At 35.9% G+C, this 20081-nt stretch carries 17 protein-coding genes and 1 pseudogene; 13 read left to right on the top strand and 5 right to left on the bottom strand.

Features of this window, described 5'->3' with window-relative positions; all coding sequences use genetic code 11:
* Positions 1-3 precede the first annotated feature (3 nt).
* From lpdA to BLE01S_RS09065, 5 genes are all read left to right on the top strand, one after another.
* Positions 4-1410, top strand: coding sequence for a dihydrolipoyl dehydrogenase (gene lpdA, locus BLE01S_RS09090; protein ID WP_066140085.1), 1407 nt, complete (start codon positions 4-6; stop codon positions 1408-1410).
* Positions 1411-2183: 773 nt separating this feature from the next.
* Entirely contained in the window at positions 2184-3032 is an 849-nt protein-coding gene (locus BLE01S_RS09080; protein ID WP_066140079.1) for a polysaccharide deacetylase family protein, read from the top strand.
* Between the two features lie 175 nt (positions 3033-3207).
* Positions 3208-3477, top strand: coding sequence for a UPF0223 family protein (locus tag BLE01S_RS09075; RefSeq protein WP_066140075.1), 270 nt, complete (start codon positions 3208-3210; stop codon positions 3475-3477).
* A gap of 275 nt (positions 3478-3752) precedes the next feature.
* Positions 3753-3947, top strand: a complete 195-nt coding sequence (locus BLE01S_RS09070; protein ID WP_066140071.1) for a YkzI domain-containing protein — start codon at positions 3753-3755, stop codon at positions 3945-3947.
* A 184-nt stretch (positions 3948-4131) separates the two neighbouring features.
* Entirely contained in the window at positions 4132-4926 is a 795-nt protein-coding gene (locus BLE01S_RS09065; RefSeq protein ID WP_066140068.1) for an inositol monophosphatase family protein, read from the top strand.
* Between the two features lie 52 nt (positions 4927-4978).
* On the opposite strand, the gene BLE01S_RS09060 is transcribed toward BLE01S_RS09065, so the two are convergent.
* Positions 4979-5164, bottom strand: coding sequence for a DUF5325 family protein (locus BLE01S_RS09060; RefSeq protein WP_066140065.1), 186 nt, complete (start codon positions 5162-5164; stop codon positions 4979-4981).
* A gap of 210 nt (positions 5165-5374) precedes the next feature.
* Between BLE01S_RS09060 and typA the strand changes: the two genes are divergently transcribed.
* Positions 5375-7204, top strand: coding sequence for a translational GTPase TypA (gene typA, locus BLE01S_RS09055; RefSeq protein ID WP_066140062.1), 1830 nt, complete (start codon positions 5375-5377; stop codon positions 7202-7204).
* A 227-nt stretch (positions 7205-7431) separates the two neighbouring features.
* The gene (locus BLE01S_RS09050) at positions 7432-7773 is read left to right on the top strand and encodes a YlaH-like family protein (protein WP_066141074.1); all 342 of its coding nucleotides are present in this window, start codon (positions 7432-7434) and stop codon (positions 7771-7773) included.
* Positions 7774-7986: 213 nt separating this feature from the next.
* Here BLE01S_RS09050 and BLE01S_RS20430 read toward each other — a convergent pair whose 3' ends face one another.
* Both BLE01S_RS20430 and BLE01S_RS09045 read right to left on the bottom strand, forming a co-directional pair.
* Positions 7987-8187 carry a YlaI family protein gene (locus tag BLE01S_RS20430; protein ID WP_082788630.1) on the bottom strand — a complete coding sequence of 67 codons (201 nt, stop codon included), beginning with the start codon at positions 8185-8187 and terminating at the stop codon, positions 7987-7989.
* Between the two features lie 76 nt (positions 8188-8263).
* Positions 8264-8860 (bottom strand): YhcN/YlaJ family sporulation lipoprotein, encoded by a 597-nt coding sequence (locus BLE01S_RS09045; RefSeq protein WP_066140058.1) that lies wholly within the window; start codon positions 8858-8860, stop codon positions 8264-8266.
* A gap of 335 nt (positions 8861-9195) precedes the next feature.
* Between BLE01S_RS09045 and BLE01S_RS09040 the strand changes: the two genes are divergently transcribed.
* Positions 9196-10524: a PhoH family protein gene (locus BLE01S_RS09040; RefSeq protein WP_066140055.1), complete on the top strand. Its 1329-nt coding sequence runs from the start codon at positions 9196-9198 to the stop codon at positions 10522-10524.
* 74 nt (positions 10525-10598) lie between these two features.
* Here the strand turns inward: BLE01S_RS09040 and BLE01S_RS09035 are convergent, their stop codons facing one another.
* Complete coding sequence (locus BLE01S_RS09035) at positions 10599-11093, bottom strand: molybdopterin-binding protein (RefSeq protein WP_066140053.1); 495 nt, start codon at positions 11091-11093, stop codon at positions 10599-10601.
* Positions 11094-11308: 215 nt separating this feature from the next.
* Between BLE01S_RS09035 and BLE01S_RS09030 the strand changes: the two genes are divergently transcribed.
* The 3 genes and pseudogenes from BLE01S_RS09030 to pyc all read left to right on the top strand — a co-directional run bounded on the left by BLE01S_RS09030 (position 11309) and on the right by pyc (position 16502).
* Positions 11309-11590, top strand: a complete 282-nt coding sequence (locus tag BLE01S_RS09030) for an Fpa/YlaN family protein (RefSeq protein WP_066140051.1) — start codon at positions 11309-11311, stop codon at positions 11588-11590.
* A gap of 206 nt (positions 11591-11796) precedes the next feature.
* Positions 11797-13020, top strand: coding sequence for an FtsW/RodA/SpoVE family cell cycle protein (locus BLE01S_RS09025; RefSeq protein ID WP_066140049.1), 1224 nt, complete (start codon positions 11797-11799; stop codon positions 13018-13020).
* 46 nt (positions 13021-13066) lie between these two features.
* A pseudogene (gene pyc, locus BLE01S_RS09020) lies at positions 13067-16502 on the top strand (pyruvate carboxylase).
* Positions 16503-16598: 96 nt separating this feature from the next.
* Here the strand turns inward: pyc and BLE01S_RS09015 are convergent.
* The gene (locus tag BLE01S_RS09015) at positions 16599-17549 is read right to left on the bottom strand and encodes a COX15/CtaA family protein (protein ID WP_066140045.1); all 951 of its coding nucleotides are present in this window, start codon (positions 17547-17549) and stop codon (positions 16599-16601) included.
* A gap of 377 nt (positions 17550-17926) precedes the next feature.
* Between BLE01S_RS09015 and cyoE the strand changes: the two genes are divergently transcribed.
* Positions 17927-18841 (top strand): heme o synthase, encoded by a 915-nt coding sequence (gene cyoE, locus BLE01S_RS09010; protein ID WP_066140040.1) that lies wholly within the window; start codon positions 17927-17929, stop codon positions 18839-18841.
* 160 nt (positions 18842-19001) lie between these two features.
* Positions 19002-20081: a cytochrome c oxidase subunit II gene (coxB, locus tag BLE01S_RS09005; protein ID WP_066140038.1), complete on the top strand. Its 1080-nt coding sequence runs from the start codon at positions 19002-19004 to the stop codon at positions 20079-20081.

The following is a 20081-nucleotide window of genomic DNA, read 5'->3' as shown; positions in this document are numbered from 1 at the left end:
AACATGGTAGTAGGAGATTTCCCGATTGAAACAGATACTATTGTAATTGGTGCCGGCCCTGGCGGATATGTTGCTGCAATTCGTGCAGCCCAACTTGGTCAAAAAGTAACAATTGTAGAAAAAGCAACTTTAGGTGGCGTTTGCTTAAACGTTGGTTGTATACCTTCAAAAGCATTGATTTCTGCATCACAACGTTATGAATCAGCATTGAATTCTGCTGATTTCGGAATTACTACTGAAAAAGTATCAGTAGACTTTTCGAAAGTCCAAGCTTGGAAAGCTGGAGTTGTTAAGAAATTAACTGGTGGAGTAGAAGGTCTATTAAAAGGTAATAAAGTAGACATCGTACAAGGTGAAGCATACTTTGTTGATGAAAATCATCTTAAAGTGATGGATGAAAATTCATCACAGACGTATACATTTAAACATGCAATCATTGCTACTGGTTCTCGTCCAATTGAGCTTCCGAGCTTCAAGTATTCAAAACGTGTGCTTGATTCAACAGGAGCATTAAACTTGGAAGAAATTCCAGGGAAGCTAGTTGTTATCGGTGGAGGATACGTTGGTACTGAACTTGGAACTGCATATGCTAACCTCGGCTCAGAAGTAACAATTCTTGAAGGTACTGATGATATTCTTGGTGGATTCGAGAAACAAATGACAGCTCTTGTTAAAAAGAATTTGAAAAAGAAAAACACTGAAATTGTTACTAATGCAATGGCTAAAGGTGTGGAAGAAACGGAAAGTGGCGTCAAAGTTACTTACGAAGCAAAAGGCGAAGAAAAAACAGTAGAAGCTGATTATGTATTAGTTACTGTTGGCCGTAAACCTAATACGGATGAACTTGGTCTTGAGCAAGTAGGAATAAAAATGACGGACCGTGGTGTAATTGAAGTAGATGCGCAATGCAGAACAAATGTAAATAATATCTTTGCGATCGGCGATATTGTACCTGGACCTCCATTGGCGCATAAAGCTTCTTATGAAGGGAAAATTGCTGCAGAAGTAATTTCTGGCCAAACATCCGAAGTGGATTATCTAGGAATTCCAGCAGTTGTATTCTCTGAACCAGAACTTGCGACAGTTGGTTATACAGAAAAACAAGCTAAAGATGAAGGATTAGACATTAGTGCATCTAAATTCCCATTTGCGGCGAACGGACGTGCTTTAGCACTTAATAATACAGATGGATTTGTTAAGCTTATCACTCGCAAGGAAGACGGCCTTGTAGTAGGTGCTCAAATTGCGGGAGCTAGCGCTTCGGATATGATTTCCGAGCTTGGATTAGCTATTGAAGCAGGCATGACTGTTGAAGATATTGCTATGACAATTCACGCACATCCAACACTTGGTGAGATTACAATGGAAGCAGCAGAAGTTGCTTTAGGTACACCAATTCACATTATGTAAAATAAGTATAAAAACACCCTTTTCATCTGAAAGGGGTGTTTTTATTGATCTTCCGTTTTAGCGGCTATATTATAGCCTGCCATCTTCTCCCCTCAAAATACAATTATTCATTCTCTTCTTGATGCCTAATATTTATTTTATTTATTAAAAGGATATTATCGATATGAGTTCTTCTTCTCATGTAATATTGCCTGATAATACCAAACGCGGTGTATAAGTATGGTTTAAAATAAGTTTGATGCCTTGAGGACACAATTTGCAGCCGCTTATCGGTTATTTCTACTTTTTTGATGTTTAGGTTTAAATTTTTAGCAAATGATGTTTATGTTTGAACTTAACGTGCATATTATCAGTAATAGAGTATTCTGGAAGAATGCGGGTGATACGATTTGCTGATGAAGAAATATGTTGCGCTGATTCTACAGCTAATTATATGGAGTGGGTATACCTTAGCTGAATGGCTATCTGGAAAAGATCATCTGGTATCAAAAATTGTCTTATTCGTTGTATTTTTTTATTTAGCATTTTTATTAGCGAGAATACTTTTAAAATCAAATAAAATTACGTTATGGATTACTATTTTCAGCTTAACAACTTATGGAATGATCAATATGGTTTTATACTTTGTTTATGGGGGAATATAACTCTATAAATCTAAAGAACTGTTTCATCATTTTATGGACCGGTTTTTGGACAAGGTTATAAGTAGAAGTTATACTAATTAGAAGAAAGCTAGAACGTTTTAGTAGTATAAATAGCGAAAGGAGAAAAGCATGAAGAAATTTATCATCATGTTAGCTGTCATTTTTATTTTATCCGCATGCGGCAGCCAACCAACAACAGTGGATAAGAGTGAGGATGAGCCGAAGCAAGAAACTGCTAATAATCAGTCTGAGCAATCAAATGATAAGCAGGAGATAGAGAAGACCGATAAGGAAGAAAAGCCTGAAACAACAGAAGAAAATGAGAAGGTTGAAACAAAGCCTACTTATAGAATGAATGAAAACACATTTGCATTAGAACCAATAACAGATGCTAATCCAAAAGTGGCACTTATAACAATTGATGATGCTCCCGATAAGTATGCTCTGGAGATGGCGAAAACATTAAAAGCATTAGATGCACCAGCGATATTTTTCGTGAATGGCCATTTTATTCATTCGGAAGAGAAAGAAGAAATAATTAAACAAATTCATGAGCTCGGTTTTACGATTGGCAATCATACATATTCGCACGCGGATCTAAAAACACTTTCTATTGAAGAGCAAAATGAGGAAATTATGTCAGTTAGCGATAAGGTAGAAGAAATAATTGGTGAACGTCCTAAATTCTTTCGGGCTCCTTTTGGTAGTAATACCGATGAAAGTCGCCAGCTTGCTTCAGAAGAAAAGATGTTATTAATGAATTGGACCTACGGATATGATTGGGAATCACAATATATGACGAAAGATGCGCTAGCAGATATTATGGTAAATACAGACCTATTACAAGATGGAGCAAATTTACTAATGCATGATAGAGAATGGACAAATGCTGCTCTTGAACAAATCGTAAATGGTCTACGAGAAAAAGGATATGAATTACTCGATCCTGCTTTAATAGAGACCCCTTCACAAGGGTAAATGGTAGCATGGCATATCTCTGTAATTAGGAGATATGCCATTTGTATGTATAATTAAATAGCAATAACTTTTTTTGCATGCATGAAAAAGAAATTGCAGGGTATAAAATATAAATAAGTATCAAATGAATTTTAAATGAATTATTAAAGTAAATAAAGGAAAAGGGGGATTACAATTGGACTACCAATATCCATTTTCATATGATTGGTCTACTGAAGAGGTCATTGATGTAGTGCATTTCTTTCAGGCGATAGAACTAGCATATGAAAAAGGAATTCGTAAAACTGATTTATTATCTGCCTATCGCAGGTTTAAAGAAATAGTACCCGGAAAAGCAGATGAAAAGAAATATTGCAACGAGTTTGAAGAAGTAAGTGGATATTCATCTTACCGAACTATTCAAGAATTAAAAAACGATAATTTGGAAACGATAATAAAAATGTAAAATACATGGTAGAGGTATTTGAATCGTAGCCATTATCATTACATACGAAGTAAGTTTATGAGACGATTGAAACGGGTAATAATTAATTAATCGCTCCTCAAAAGTTGAAAGACCGCTCATCAATATGCAATCCGTATTCTTATTTAAAGCTTAACAGGTTGCATAGGTAAACACACAATTTTGTTACCGGCATTATCCGGTTAACATACAATATATCAAGCAATTAACGAAAGCTGAATTTCCATCCAAATTAATTTCGGAAGGGGTGTTTCATCATGAAACAAGTAATGAACGCTTATCGAAAAAAAAGCTTGGATAAACAGAGACTTGCAGTTCTTCGCTTAGAACTAAACTACGAGCTAGCCGTTTTATTTGAAGCAATACAAGAAGAGAATGAGGAAGTTAAATCTAAAACAAAGCGAAAACTAGAGAGAATCCGTCAAGAACTAGTAAAATTGGAAGGATTATGATTGTTAAAATCACTGTGAATGAAGCAAACTTCCTGTCTGGAAATCTGGCATGGAAGTTTGTTTTTTATTATGCGAATGTATTAGCACTAAAAAGTTACTTTATAATAAGTATGGCCACTTGAATTATAGTCAAATTATCTCTAAGCTAAATGAATAACTATTGGACGAAATGTGGAGGCTTAATATGACGAACTGGAGCGAAATAGATAAATTAACAAGAGTTTGGTTAAAAGAATCAAGAAAAAATATTATTCAGTCATTTGCAACGATTTTAGAAATCCAAACAAAAGCTAATGTTAATGATCTCGTTACAAATATCGATAAAGAAACAGAACAATTTTTTATCGAGAATATTAGGGCGAATTTTCCTAAGCATCGGATTATGGGGGAAGAAGGTTTTGGAGATAAGTTCACGGATTTAAATGGGGTTGTTTGGATAATTGATCCAATAGATGGGACAATGAATTTTGTTCATCAACAGAGAAATTTTTTTATTTCTATCGGGATATATGATAATGGCATCGGGATATTAGGCTATCTATACGATGTGGTCCATGATGAACTGTATTTTGCGAAAGCAGGCGAAGGGGCATATTGCAACGGAAAAAAACTACCTCTACTTAGTGAGGGATTGGTAGAAAATGCAATCGTTGGATTTAATGCTCAATGGTTAGTATCAAATAATTATATGGATCCTAAAAAACTTTTTCCGCTTATAAGAGATGTACGAGGTACGCGTTCTTATGGTTCGGCTGCTTTGGAAATTGCTTATGTCGCTACCGGTCGCCTTGATTCTTATATTAGTATGAGGCTAGCTCCATGGGATTTTGCTGCCGGGAAAATTATCGTGGAGGAATTAGGAGGAATTGTAACTAATCTGCAAGGTGAACGTGTAAATTTACTTGAAACGGGTAGCATATTAGTTTCAAAACCAGGGTTACATGAGAACATTATGCAGAGATACTTAAAGGAGCAGTAGTTCAAAATGAAATAAAAGGTGACAACATGAGGTTTCACCTTTTATTTCCAAATTAAAGCTTTCCTGTCTCACGCATTTTTTTCTTAATAATAAACCCTAAGCCCATTATACCAATCAAAAGTATAATAGAAATTAGCACACCTAATAAGCTTTTTGCACCGATTGAAAATCCTATTCCAATAATCGAAAAAGCTCCTAAGGTGGAAAGTAGTAGTAAATTCCATTGAATGCCCTTCATTTTTATTCGCCTCCATACTACTCTATTATACAAAATAAATATATTTTTTCAAAAGTGTGTGGTATAATAATTCAGTTAATCCAATTAACAAACGGTTTAAATGAAACAAAATATAAATATGGTGCTGTTTGATTTTCATATTAATCAGATTGGCATCTTCCATTTGAGCAAAAGAATTGTGTTTTTTTAAAATAGGCAGGAGGAACAATTTTGAATATAAGAGAAGACATCAGGAATATTGCAATTATTGCCCACGTTGACCATGGTAAAACTACACTAGTTGACCAATTATTAAAGCAATCCGGTACTTTTCGTACCAATGAACAAGTAGCCGAGAGAGCAATGGATTCCGATGATATAGAAAGAGAACGCGGTATAACTATTTTGGCGAAAAATACTGCCATTCAATATAAAGAAACAAAAATCAATATACTGGATACTCCTGGTCACGCAGACTTTGGTGGCGAAGTAGAACGTATTTTGAAAATGGTAGATGGTGTAATACTTGTTGTTGACGCGTATGAAGGCTGTATGCCACAAACGAGATTCGTGCTTAAAAAGGCATTGGAGCAAAATTTAACTCCAATTGTTGTTGTGAATAAAATTGATCGTGATTTTGCTCGTCCGCAGGAAGTTGTTGACGAAGTTTTAGAGCTGTTTATTGAGTTAGATGCAAATGATGATCAGTTAGAATTCCCTGTTATCTACGCATCAGGTATTAATGGAACTGCAAGCCTTGATCCAGACCAACAAGATGAAAATATGCAAGTTCTTTATGATGCAATCATTGAGCATATCCCAGCACCGATAGATAATAAAGAGGAACCATTACAATTTCAAGTTTCACTATTAGACTATAGTGATTACGTAGGAAGAATTGGTATTGGGCGAGTATTCAGAGGGACAATCAAAGTTGGCCAGCAAGTTGCGATGCTAAAGCAAGATGGAAAAGTGAAAAACTTCCGTGTATCTAAATTATCTGGCTTCCTAGGTCTGAAACGTGTAGAGATTACTGAAGCATATGCAGGAGACTTGATTGCAGTCTCTGGCATGGAAGATATCGATGTAGGTGATACTATTTGTCCTGTTGAACATCAAGAGCCATTACCTGCTTTACGAATTGATGAACCAACTCTCCAAATGACTTTTCTTGTTAATAATAGTCCTTTTGCAGGGCGAGAAGGAAAATTCATTACATCTAGAAAAATTGAAGAGCGACTTAAAAGTCAATTGGAAACAGATGTAAGTCTGAGGGTTGAAGACACGGATTCACCTGACGCGTGGACGGTTTCCGGGCGTGGGGAACTTCACTTATCAATCTTGATTGAGAATATGCGAAGAGAAGGCTTTGAATTACAAGTATCCAAACCGCAAGTTATTATTAAGGAAATTGATGGTGTTAAATGCGAACCGATTGAAAGAGTGCAAATTGATATCCCAGAAGAACATACTGGTGGGGTAATCGAATCAATGGGTTCTCGAAAAGGCGAAATGTTAGATATGATCAATAATGGAAATGGACAAGTACGCTTAGTTTTCCATATTCCTGCACGCGGTTTAATTGGTTATACAACAGAGTTTATGACATTAACTAGAGGATATGGTATTTTAAATCATACTTTCGAAAGTTACGAACCAATGCAACAAGGCCAGGTTGGTGGTAGAAGACAAGGTGTTATCGTCTCCATGGAAACTGGAAAATCAACTACTTACGGCATCATGCATGTTGAAGATCGTGGAACAATATTTGTTGAGCCTGGTACGGAAATATATGAAGGTATGATTGTTGGAGAACATACAAGAGAAAATGATATAACGGTTAATATTACAAAAACAAAACAAATTACTAATATTCGTTCAGCTAATAAAGATCAAACATCCGTTATTAAAAAGCCTAGAATTTTATCGCTGGAAGAAGCATTAGAATATTTGAATGACGATGAGTATTGTGAAGTAACACCAGAATCTATAAGGATGCGTAAGAAAATATTGAATAAAAATGAACGAGAAAAGTCTATTAAAAAGAAAAAGACTGTGTAATAGAACAATAACAATATTCGTTTCGCTTTAAAATATGATATGATTTATACGGTCCCTGAAAAGGGGGCCGGTTTTTTATCTTCTTAGATTTCTTAGTTATATGCTAGTAAGAGTATAGTTCTCTCATTTCATAGAAATGGGCCAGCAAATTAGTTAACATACAGGTATCTTGTTAACTCGTTATTAGAAATTTGAAAGGAGTAAGTATAGCATTCATGATGAATAATATGTTTGTTTTAGCACTTACTAGTGCAGATCAAAGGGCGATTGATAAGTTTTCCCCCACATTACGTTTTTTTTATAACTTAACTAACAGCCCGGCATTAGCAAATTGGTTACTTTGGATTACCCTTACAGGGTTGGCAGTCCTAGTATATAAATTAGGTTTCGCTAAAAAGCTTCCACTCGGAAAATCAATTGTTATTTATCTGTTTTTAATCATAGGCTGCTTATTCTTAACTTTCTTGGCGATATTTTTACCAATCGCAGAAGGACTTATGGTTGCTGCATTAATATTAATTATTTACAAAGTTCGATTAAACCGAGAGAAAAAAGCTGGAAGAATATAACTTAGAAAAGTAGAAGATGCGCGTTTAGGGACAACAGGTGTGGGTAGGTATAAGTTCAATGGCTAGGTCTCTCGAGTATCGTACAAACGGTTTAGTGATGATCCATTACATACGCACTAGTCTCTAATATTTTTTTCGACAATCTACAAAAAAACAAACGCTACGGTATTTGTAGCGTTTGTTTTTTTAATTTAAATATATTAACTATGATAGTTAAAACTCATTCAATTCTGTTTTGTACGTGTATAGTTGAAATGAGCTATTGGCCAATCTTGCTTGTGTGTTCACTTTTATGCGATCATGACATATGTCACACATGTAAGTGTGTATAGGATGGTTACGTAGTTTTTTTGCTAACGGTGAGTCAGTATCAATAGTTGATTGCTGATCACAGATGACACATTGTACTTTCATGATAAACACCTCGGCTGAATGCAACTCATTCATTTTCTACATAGTATATCATGAAATAATCGTTAACAATATAATTTTATTCACTGGAATGCTCTTGTTGTTCCTTATCTAACTGTTGGCGATTATGTGGGTTCATTTCTTTTTTTGGTTTCTTTAAGGCATCTTCTGGATTTTTACCACTTTCATTAGGGGGAACATCAGGCATTAATCTTCCAGCTATGTCAGACAATTCATTCATAATTCCTTCTATAGGCTTTCCGTTTCTCGTATCCTCGCCAACTTCTTTTAAACGTGCATAAAGATCAGGATCTGCAATAACCATAGCATTTGCGCCATGTGGATCATGTTTTAAGCTTTCGACTACTGAATATTTGACACTACCAACTTTTGATCTTTCCAAATCAGCATCCACATCTATACCTACCATCGCAAAGTCACCAATAACAACTGCTGTTGCATTATTTACATTTGGGATGCTAGCGACTAGGTTTACAAGATGATCTGCTTTTTCTTCATCGGATAAATTTTTATTATCGTTTAAATTAATATGACTATCTTTTACAGATACACCTTGGGGCAAAACTTCATTTTGCTGGATATTAGGTTCAGCGTTATTTTGAGTGCAAGCTGACAAAATAAATAATAACATAATGATCAAACTAAATTTACGCATGATGAGACCTCCAGTTTATATTCTCTTTACATCTTTCCTACTTTTTGAATGTCTAGCTTTAGGTATTTTGGGTGCAGCGCTCTTATTATTAGTTTTTAGATGCTAGGGACACCAGTTTTTTAAAAATTTAAATCTACCCATTTCTAAAGGCTTTTCCATCTGATCCCTAAACAAACTCTTCGCCATTCCTCTTATATTTTGTGGTTTTATTCTATCTTTATGCAGGAATACATATATTTCATATAAAAGGTGCCATCTTGAATGATGAATTATTCGGTTGGAACCGGCCGCAATGGGCTCACATAGAATATTAAAAAGAAGCAGGAGGCATCAATTTGACAAAAATATACGTGTTAGATACGAATGTCTTATTGCAAGATCCGAATGCCGTATTCTCATTTGCGGATAATGAAATAGTCATTCCTGCAGTAGTGCTTGAAGAAGTAGATTCAAAAAAACGTTATATGAATGAAATCGGTCGAAATGCAAGGTATGTTTCTAAGCTAATCGATGGTTTTAGATTAACAGGAAAATTGCATGAAAAAATTCAATTAGATAATGGGGGAACACTTAGAATTGAATTAAACCATCGCTCTTTTCATCAGCTGCAAGAGATTTTCGTAGAAAAAACAAACGATAATCGGATATTGGCCGTAGCTAAAAATATTGCATTAGAAGAAGAAACGAAAACAAATGGTCGACCAGTAATTCTTGTTAGTAAAGATGCTTTACTAAGAGTAAAAGCTGATGCAATAGGCCTGTATGCGGAGGATTTTTTAAACGATCGAGTAGTTGAAATGGATCATTTGTATACAGGGCTGCAAGAGCTTTATGTGGATATTGATATGTTAAGAAGGTTTTATGAGAAGGGAGAAATTGAAAGTAAGGAGTATGTCAATCAAACATTGTATCCGAATCAATTTTTGATTATGAAAGATGAGCTTGGAAGTTCCGCGTCTGCCTTAGGAATGGTAGATCAATCAGGAACAATTATTAAAAAACTAGTCAATAAACATGATTCTGTATGGGGAGTAAAGCCTCGAAATGCTCAACAGTCAATGGCTGCAGAGTTACTATTTCGAAAAGATATCCAGCTAGTTACAATGACTGGAAAAGCTGGCACAGGAAAAACCTTATTAGCGCTTGCTGCAGGACTTATGCAAACAGAGGATTTACGTTTATATAAAAAGCTATTAGTTGCTAGACCAATTATTCCAGTTGGAAAAGATATTGGTTATCTACCAGGTGAAAAACAAGAAAAATTAAGGCCGTGGATGCAACCTGTCTATGATAACTTGGAATTTTTATTTAATACGAAAAAACCTGGAGAAATTGATGCGATATTAGCGGGGATGAGTTCTATTGAGGTAGAAGCACTTACTTATATTCGAGGGAGAAGTATACCTGAGCAGTTTATTATTATAGATGAAGCGCAAAATTTAACTAAGCATGAGGCAAAAACTATTCTTACAAGAGTGGGCGAAAGAAGTAAAATTGTTTTCATGGGGGATCCAGAGCAAATAGATCATCCTTATTTAGATGAATATAATAATGGTTTAAGCTATATTTTAGAAAAGTTTAAAGAAGAAGAAGTTGCTGGTCATATAAAACTTCTTAAAGGAGAACGTTCAGAACTTGCGCAATTAGCAGCAGATTTACTTTAGTACGTACAAAAAAGCAGACGGTGCACACCGTCTGCTTAATGGGCGGAAAAGAATATTAAGGCTTCGATAAGTGATTAATCAACCCTGAACGCTTTTACATTTTTAATCGGATTTTCCTGATTTGACCCGTCAGGAAAAAGGATATGTACAGGTCCATCTTCTCTGAGAGGTTTTCCGTCTTTAGAAAAAGCAAGGATCAATTGATAGGCTTCTGCTAAAGGCACCGAGTAGTCACCATCAGCCGTCTCAATAATAAGGGATAAGGCATCTTCAGTAGGTTCCGCATTTTTTAAAAACGGTTCCAATATTATGCCGAATGTTCCTGTTAGTATCTTCACCTTTTCAAACTGTCGTTCAGATTTAAGTGTAGGTGGAGCGGTTGCCCCTTCCTTAATTACACGATCCCAATGCTTGGAAACAACAGTAAATTCTTCTTCTTCAGTTTCTTCCTCTGAAGCATCTGTAAAATATGTATTTAGATCAATTCTGCGATCATCAAAAATCCATACGCCGGCATCAAGCGTGATTGGAAAATTGACTTTTCCTTTAAAAGGAATAATAGAATTCATTTTTAAAACTCCTTTCTCTTACATTAAAAGTATAACGCGAAAGAAAGGAAATTAAAAGTCAAGATACTATGATTCTAATAGAGTGATGTTCCACAAAGTTATTAACAATATTCTTTCAAACATTTCAATTCCGGCTTACCTCTTGCAATTTATACATAATAGCGGTAAAATTTATAGATAGTATTGTCTATTTGTTCGGAGACAGGGGGATTAGTGTGGTGTCTGAAATGATAATAGATCATCGAGAAAAGGCCTTTGCTCTTCTTAAGGCGGACGCTGAAAAAATCTTGCGTTTAATACAGGTACAAATGGACAATTTAACAATGCCTCAATGCCCTTTGTATGAGGAAGTGCTGGACACTCAAATGTTCGGTCTGTCCCGTGAGATAGACTTTGCTGTCCGTCTTGGATTAGTAGATGAAATAAGCGGGAAAGAACTAATGGATTCTTTAGAAAGACAGCTATCTGCATTACATGAAGCCTCTTTGAGAAAATAAGAATTCCTTATGCCAACATTACTTGAAACCATTTGTATCCGCATGATTTTCAGCGGTAATTTTATACTAAAACTCAAACAGTTCAACGAAATTGTTTGGGTTTTTTTATAGGACAAGAATTGGTTATATTCTTATCTGTTTACATAGGCGTTTGATTACTTGTGGAAATAATTCAAATCCAAACTCACAAAGATTGGAAGAGTTCGATGTTAAAAAAAATATTAAAATCATATGATTACTCCATTGTTATTGTATACATACTATTATGTCTGTTTGGGCTTGTAATGATCTATAGTTCTAGTATGGTAATGGCAGTCCAATATTATGGATATCCAGCCGATTTTTTTTATCAAAAACAAAAGATAAATTTAATCGTTGCGTTTCTCATCTTTATATTCTTTGCTGTATTTCCTTATAAAGCATTTCGTAATAAAAAGTTTCTTATGGTTATGACATTCCTTGCTGTATTAGGCCTTTTTGCCGTTTATTTCTTTGGACATGCGACAAATAATGCTCAAAGTTGGATTCAGGTTGGTGCGAGAAAAATTCAACCATCAGAGTTCGTTAAAATAAGTGTTATTATTTATTTATCCGCAGTCTATGCAAATAAACAGCGATATATTGACCAACTTAATAAAGGGGTTCTTCCACCGGTTATATATCTCGTATTTGTATGCTTTCTAATCAAAATAGAACCTGATAATGGGACAGCTTTAATTACCTTCTTAATTGGTATGATGATAATTATTTGCTCAGGCATGCGTTTTAAAACGATTTTTAAACTTGTCATGCTTGGCGTATTATTAATTAGTTTATTAGCCCCGTTTTTCATCCTGAAAATGGATAAAATATTTACATCTGGAAATATGAAAAGGATTGAAGGGTTTTTAGATCCGTTTGGAACAGTTGGAGACCAAGGTTTCCAACTTGTAAATTCCTATTTAGCGATTGGTTCTGGGGGAATAAAAGGATTAGGTTTAGGTCAAAGTGTTCAAAAATTAGGCTATCTTCCTGAAGCACATACAGATTTCATTATGGCAATCATAGCTGAAGAACTCGGTCTATTTGGAGTGGCTTTTGTTATATTAGGAATCGGCTATCTAGTGCTCCGCGGTATTTTTATTGGTATTAGTTGTCGTGATCCTTTTGGTAGTATGTTAGCCATTGGAATTGCGGGTATGCTCGGTCTTCAATCGTTTATCAATTTAGGTGGTGCTTCAGGGTTAATCCCCATCACTGGTGTTACTTTACCGTTTATTAGTTATGGCGGCTCCTCGATACTTGTTTTGTCTATATGCATGGGAATACTAACAAATGTTTCTATGTTTAAAAACTATGATAAAAAATATAAAACTGAAAAGGCTGCTCCTGATCCTCAGCTTGATACTTTACGAACGAAACATCAAGTCGGTAAAGCAATACAGCGTTGATCATTTATATACAAATGTATAGAGATCGCAAGAAGGGGAGAGAAGAATGAAGAAAATAAACAAGGTTTTGGTGGCGAATAGAGGGGAAATCGCGATTAGAGTATTCCGAGCTTGCACGGAGCTAGGAATACGAACAGTTGCCGTTTACTCGCGTGAAGATTCTGGTTCCTATCATCGTTATAAGGCGGATGAAGCCTATATTGTTGGAGTAGGTAAAAAGCCAATTGATGCCTATTTGGATATTGAAGGTATTCTTCAAATAGCAAGGAAATCAGGTGCAGACGCAATTCATCCTGGTTATGGCTTTCTTTCTGAGAATATTGAACTAGCAAGGAGGTGTGAGGAAGAAGGAATTATTTTTATTGGTCCATCCATTGAACAATTAGATATGTTTGGAGATAAAGTAAAAGCGAAAGAACAAGCTCTTCTTGCGGGCATTCCAGTGATTCCAGGTAGTGATGGTCCGGTAGCTAATCTAGAAGAAGCCATTGCCTTCAGTGAAGAAAGCGGCTTTCCACTTATGGTTAAAGCTTCACTTGGCGGTGGAGGACGAGGTATGAGAATTGTTCATAAGCCAGAAGAAATGAAAGAGTCATATGAGCGGGCCCAATCTGAAGCAAAAGCAGCATTTGGTAGTGACGAAATGTATGTGGAGAGATTTATTGAGAATCCGAAACATATTGAGGTTCAAATATTAGGGGATCACCAAGGGAATATTGTCCATTTATTTGAGCGAGATTGTTCTGTTCAAAGACGCCATCAAAAAGTAGTAGAAACAGCACCATCTGTCTCACTTTCAGAAGAATTAAGAATGAAGATCTGCAATGCAGCTGTAGACTTAATGAAAAAGGTTCAATATATTAATGCTGGTACAGTAGAGTTTTTAGTAGCAGGAGATGAGTTTTATTTTATTGAAGTCAACCCTCGTATTCAAGTCGAGCATACGATTACTGAAATGATTACTGGTATCGATATTGTTCATTCGCAAATCTTAATTGCTGAAGGCCATTCATTACATAGTGAAGAGGTACAAATTCCAGAACAAAATGAGCTGGAAATTAATGGTTTTGCTATTCAATCCCGAGTAACTACGGAAGATCCATTGAATCATTTCATGCCTGATACAGGGAGAATTATGGCATATCGTACTGGTGGTGGTTTTGGAGTTCGCCTTGATGCAGGCAATGGATTCCAAGGAGCTGAAATTACACCATATTATGATTCATTGCTCGTTAAGCTTTCAACGCATGCTATGACATTCAAACAAGCTGCAGCTAAAATGGTGAGAAACCTGAAAGAATTTCGGATTAGAGGAATTAAGACAAATATACCATTTCTAGTAAATGTCATCGAACATGAACAATTTATGACTGGTAAATATGATACTTCTTTTATAGATCAAACACCTGAACTATTTACATTCGCTAAAAGCAAGGATCGCGGCACGAAAATGCTTTCTTATATTGGTACTGTTACTGTGAATGGTTTTCCTGGGGTGGAGAAAAGAAAGAAACCGGTATTTCCTGAGCCGAGAATTCCTACACTAGCAGTTGATCACTCTGTAACTCCAGGTACGAAACAAATACTGGAGGAAAAGGGTGCAGCTGGACTTATAAAATGGATTGAGCAGCAAAATAAGGTATTGGTTACCGATACGACATTTAGGGATGCTCATCAATCTTTGTTAGCTACAAGAGTTAGAAGCTATGATTTATTACATATTTCAGCGCAAACGTCCAAAATGCTACCTGATTTATTTTCTTTAGAAATGTGGGGTGGAGCAACATTTGATGTTGCGTATCGCTTTTTAAAGGAAGATCCTTGGGAAAGGCTTACTTCTTTAAGGAGGAATATTCCGAATGTTCTTTTTCAAATGCTATTGAGAGCCTCCAATGCAGTGGGGTATAAAAACTATGCTGATAACGTGATTAGAGAGTTTGTACAGCAGTCAGCTGCAACTGGAGTTGATGTTTTCCGAATCTTCGATAGTCTTAACTGGGTTAAGGGAATGGAAGTTGCCATCGACACGGTCCGTGACTCGGGAAAAGTTGCAGAGGCAGCTATTTGTTATACAGGTGATATTAATGATCCATCTCGTGCGAAATATAATGTAGAGTATTATAAGCATTTAGCAAAAGAATTGGAAAATCTAGGAGCGCATATTCTTGGCATTAAAGATATGGCTGGCTTGTTAAAGCCGCAGGCTGCATATAGACTTATCTCAGAATTAAAAGAGTCAGTAAATATTCCTATTCATTTACATACGCATGATACAAGTGCGAATGGTATCTTCACTTATGCAAAAGCAATTGAAGCGGGGATAGATATCGTCGATACTGCGCTTGGGTCTATGAGGTCAAACATCTCAACCAAGCTTAAATTCACTGTTATATGCTTTAGAAGGAACAGGGAGAAAACCTACATTTGATATAGCAGCAGTCAACCAATTGACCAATTATTGGGAAGATGTACGTAAATACTATGAAGACTTTGAAAGTGGGATGGTAGCGCCTCACGCTGAAGTTTATCAACATGAAATGCCTGGTGGACAATATAGTAATTTACAACAGCAAGCAAAAGCAGTTGGATTAGGTAGCCGCTGGGATGAAGTGAAATCTATGTACAGTCGAGTAAATGACATGTTTGGTGATATCGTAAAAGTAACTCCTTCATCAAAAGTTGTTGGTGATATGGCATTATTCATGGTCCAAAACGATCTTACGGAGGAGGATATCCATAATAATGGGATGAAAATAGATTTCCCAGATTCGGTTATTGAATTGTTCGAAGGATATCTAGGCCAGCCACATGGTGGATTTCCAAAAGAATTACAAAAAGTAATTTTAAAAGATCGTAAGCCGATCACTGTGAGACCTGGTGAATTATTGAAAGAAATAGATTTACTTGGACTACGGGAAGAATTAAAGTCGGAAATGGGAACGGAACCGACAGAACACGATGTGATCACTTATGCATTGTATCCGAAAGTCTTTAAAGATTATGTTCAGATAATAAGTAAATTTGGTGATATATCTGTTCTCGATACACCAACTTTCCTTCACGGGATGAGACTTGGAGAAGAAATAGAAATAGAGATTGAAACGGGAAAAACACTGATCGTAAAATTGATTTCTATCGGACAACCTCAACCTGATGGAACTAGAATTGTTTACTTTGAATTAAATGGTCAGCCGAGGGAAGTAATAATTAAAGACGAAAGTGTGAAATCGACAGTACAATCAAAGCTGAAAGCTGATAGTAAAAATGAGGCCCATATTGGTGCAACAATGCCAGGAACTGTACTGAAAGTACTTGTAGAAAAGGGTAAGTCTGTGAGCAAAGGAGAACATCTGATGATCACAGAAGCAATGAAGATGGAAACAACGGTACAAGCACCATTTACAGGAACAATTAAGAATGTTTATGTGGAAAGTGGTGAAGCAATCCAAACTGGCGATTTATTAATTGAGATGGATAAATAATAAAAGGTAAGCTTGAAATGAGAGATTGAAAATTCACTTTAAGCTCTACCTCTTAAACAACATAAAAAAACATGGGTAGCTTGCTGCCCATGTTTTTTAATTTGATATCTTCTTTGATGCCTCTAATTTAGAGTTGGCCTCCGCTGCAATTTTATTACGAGTCAGCAACATAATGAAATAACTTAAAATAGCAAAAAGACAAGCAATGAAAAATGCATGTGCTAAAGCAACATAAATATTTAAACTCGTAAGAACTACTACCGCTCCAGCAGCTACTTGCATTGTAACGATAATAAAGGAGATGATCCATCCCCAATAGATTACTTTCTGATGTTTATAATGTTTAACTGCGAGAATTGTAATATAGGCAATCCATATAAAGATTAGACCAGCTGCTAATCTATGGCCCATTTGAATCCATTCATAAGGGTTGGAAGGTAATGTTAGTACGTTACTATTCACGCAAAATGGCCAATCTCGACAAACAAGACTCGCATCTGTATGCCTAACGAGCGCTCCAGTATATACAACCCCATAGCAATATATAGTAACACCGATAATATGGAATTTCATTCTTGTATCGATGATAAGTCTCTTTGTATCGAATTTTTGATCTACTTCAAAAATTAGTAAAGTTAATAAAAAGACTGTTGCAAATGAGATTAGAGATATTCCAAAATGTAGAGCTAATACAAAGTCTGATTGGGGCCACATCACTGCAGCAGCTCCAATTAGAGCTTGTAAAAGTAAGAAAGACACGGAAAGAATAGCTAATAATTTCGTTTCTCTCTTATGTCCAATCGCTTTCCATGCCCAGATTGAAAGGCCTAAAACCAATATTCCAGCGCTTCCCGAAACAAGCCGATGTGTCAATTCAATAATAAGTTCAGGCGTAATTTGAGTTGGAATCCACTCGCCATGGCATAGTGGCCAAGTTCTTCCGCATCCTAGCGAAGATCCAGTTTTCGTAACGAGTGCTCCCCCGATCAATACACCTGTCATTACCAATGTTGTCAATACGGCAAACCATTTTAATCCGCGGTGCAAATCTTCACCTTCTAACTATAAATTTATTTCTATTTTTGTCATGTGATATTCCAATATCGATACTACATAAATATATATAAAATAACAACCGACAAAATTGTTACAATGCAGAAAATCTTACTTACCCTTATAAATGTATGTCAACAAATAATATAATATGAAAGAAAAGGGAGATGTAAGTCTAGTATTCCGCTTTTATGTGCTATTGTGGTACAATGGATTGTGCGGTTTCTGGTACATAATATATAGACACTTGAAAAAAGAGGTAAATTAGTGAACAAATACTGAAATCTACAAGAAATGTGAGAAAACTTTTGATTAATGTATTATAGTATCTATATGTATGCAGTTGACTTTTAGAGGAAGGAGGAAATAAAATGGAAAACAGTCGTGTGGTAATGGTAGAAGAAGCTTCAAATCCTCCTGTTACATCTGCTTGGGGTAATTTTGCAGCATTAATAAAAATCGGTATTGTTAATTCAAATGCAATTACAACATTTACTGGTTTGTGGCTAGCATTTATGTTGACGGGTAAACATTTCTTACAGTCACTTGATATTGTTATATTCACGATGATAGGTTCTTCCTTTATTATTGCAGGGGCTTGTGCATTAAATAATTTTATCGATCGGGATATTGATCCAATTATGGAGCGCACAAAAGGAAGACCAACCGTCACAGGGAAAATTAGTGGAACAAAAGTGCTAGCAATCGGTTTAACATTTGTTATAATAGGGTTGCTAATGCTTTTCAAGATGAATATCACAACTGGAATTATAGGTATCATTGGCGTTTTTACATATGTGGTGCTGTATAGTATGTGGTCAAAAAGACTGTATGTGAGCAATACAATAATTGGCAGTATCTCTGGAGCTGTACCTCCATTAATTGGCTGGGCGGCAGTAGATCCTACATTACCTCCTATGGCTTGGATGCTGTTTTTAATTATGTTTATTTGGCAGCCACCTCACTTCTATGCACTTGCAATGAGAAGGGTAGAGGAGTATAGAGCAGCTGGTATCCCGATGTTACCTGTTGTTAAAGGGTTTGCTGTTACAAAATTACATATAGTAGTTTGGATTGCCTTTCTTTTACCAATTCCTTTTTTCATGACCTCCTTAGGCATACCATTTGTAATTCTAGCAACGATATTAAATATCGGTTGGCTTGTAGTAGGAATTATGGGGTATAAGAAGAAAGACGATATTAAATGGGCCACACAAATGTTTGTATATTCTTTAAACTATTTGACGATTCTGTTTACAGCGATGGTAATCTTATCTGTAATTTAAAGAAAAAACATGATGTTTTGGACAATCGGCGTTTTAAATAGGAGAGCGCCGAAGATAATATTAAGGCAAGGGAATTCTTTCTTTCTAAAGAAATCCATATACAGAAACAATCGGTCTTGTTACCGCAATGACAATTCAGAAAGAGGGGTTTGATTTCACTATGAAACAATGGCTGAAAAAGTGGCGGCTACTATCCGTTTTTGCGATGTTAGCGCTTGTACTTTCAGGCTGTGGCAAGCCGTTTTTATCTGCTTTAAAACCAGCAGGTGAAGTTGGCCAGCAGCAATATGATCTGATACTACTTAGTCTCGGCATCATGGCTTTGGTAATCGTAGTAGTGGTAGTAATATTTACTATTATTATGGTTCGTTTTCGCCGAAAAAAAGGTGACGAAAACAAAATTCCTAAACAAGTTGAGGGAAGTCACGTATTAGAAATCGTTTGGACTGTTATACCTATTATTTTGCTTTTAATTTTAGCAGTACCAACTGTAGCCGCGACATTTTATCAAGGAGATGTATCTGCAATGGGTAAAAAAGATGCAGATGGCAATCCAGAATCACTTGTCGTCAAGGTAACAGCTCATCAATATTGGTGGGAGTTTGAATATCCAGATCTTGGATTCGTAACGAGTCAAGACCTTGTTATTCCAACCGACGAAAAAGTTTATTTTGAGTTAGAATCTCCTAAAAATGGTGTAAAACACTCATTTTGGATTCCGCCTTTAGGTGGAAAGCTTGATACAAATCCTGACAATACAAATAAATTTTGGTTGAAAGTTGATCAAGAGAGAGCCAATGAAGCAGGAGATATTTTCTACGGAAAATGCGCAGAGCTTTGTGGTCCTTCACATGCTTATATGGATTTTAAAGTAAAACCATTACCAAAAGCTGACTTTGATCAATGGGTAGCGGATATGCAAAATGCGGAAGCTCCTCAAGCTACGACTGATCTTGCTCAACAAGGGGAAGATATCTTCAATCAAAGCTGTATTACTTGTCACGCTGTATCTACTGACAATGGGGCACCTAGTCTTGCACCAAACTTATCAAACTTTGGTGAGAGAGAGAAAATAGCAGGTATTTTGGATCATACGGAAGAAGATCTAAAAAAATGGCTTAAAGATCCGGAAGCAATTAAACCAGGAAATAAAATGACTGCTACTTATCCGGAATTAGATGATAATGAATTAGATGCTTTAGCGGAATACTTGATGGGACTTAAAGTCCAAGAAAAATAG

Origin of the sequence: Lederbergia lenta NBRC 16444, assembly GCF_001591545.1 — a bacterium.
GTDB classification, from domain to species: Bacteria; Bacillota; Bacilli; order Bacillales; family Bacillaceae_C; genus Lederbergia; species Lederbergia lenta.
Note: the sequence above shows the minus strand (reverse complement) of the source record. Positions and strands in the feature narration are given on the sequence as shown.

Bases quoted from the DNA above. Each gene is read 5' to 3' on its own strand.
- BLE01S_RS09065 (WP_066140068.1), top strand. From the start codon at position 4,132: ATGACGAACTGGAGCGAAATAGATAAATTAACAAGAGTTTGGTTAAAA.
- BLE01S_RS09045 (WP_066140058.1), bottom strand. From the start codon at position 8,860: ATGCGTAAATTTAGTTTGATCATTATGTTATTATTTATTTTGTCAGCT.
- BLE01S_RS09050 (WP_066141074.1), top strand. From the start codon at position 7,432: ATGTTTGTTTTAGCACTTACTAGTGCAGATCAAAGGGCGATTGATAAG.
- BLE01S_RS09035 (WP_066140053.1), bottom strand. From the start codon at position 11,093: ATGAATTCTATTATTCCTTTTAAAGGAAAAGTCAATTTTCCAATCACG.
- BLE01S_RS09025 (WP_066140049.1), top strand. From the start codon at position 11,797: ATGTTAAAAAAAATATTAAAATCATATGATTACTCCATTGTTATTGTA.
- BLE01S_RS09060 (WP_066140065.1), bottom strand. From the start codon at position 5,164: ATGAAGGGCATTCAATGGAATTTACTACTACTTTCCACCTTAGGAGCT.
- BLE01S_RS20430 (WP_082788630.1), bottom strand. From the start codon at position 8,187: ATGAAAGTACAATGTGTCATCTGTGATCAGCAATCAACTATTGATACT.
- lpdA (WP_066140085.1), top strand. From the start codon at position 4: ATGGTAGTAGGAGATTTCCCGATTGAAACAGATACTATTGTAATTGGT.
- coxB (WP_066140038.1), top strand. From the start codon at position 19,002: ATGAAACAATGGCTGAAAAAGTGGCGGCTACTATCCGTTTTTGCGATG.
- cyoE (WP_066140040.1), top strand. From the start codon at position 17,927: ATGGAAAACAGTCGTGTGGTAATGGTAGAAGAAGCTTCAAATCCTCCT.
- BLE01S_RS09080 (WP_066140079.1), top strand. From the start codon at position 2,184: ATGAAGAAATTTATCATCATGTTAGCTGTCATTTTTATTTTATCCGCA.
- BLE01S_RS09070 (WP_066140071.1), top strand. From the start codon at position 3,753: ATGAAACAAGTAATGAACGCTTATCGAAAAAAAAGCTTGGATAAACAG.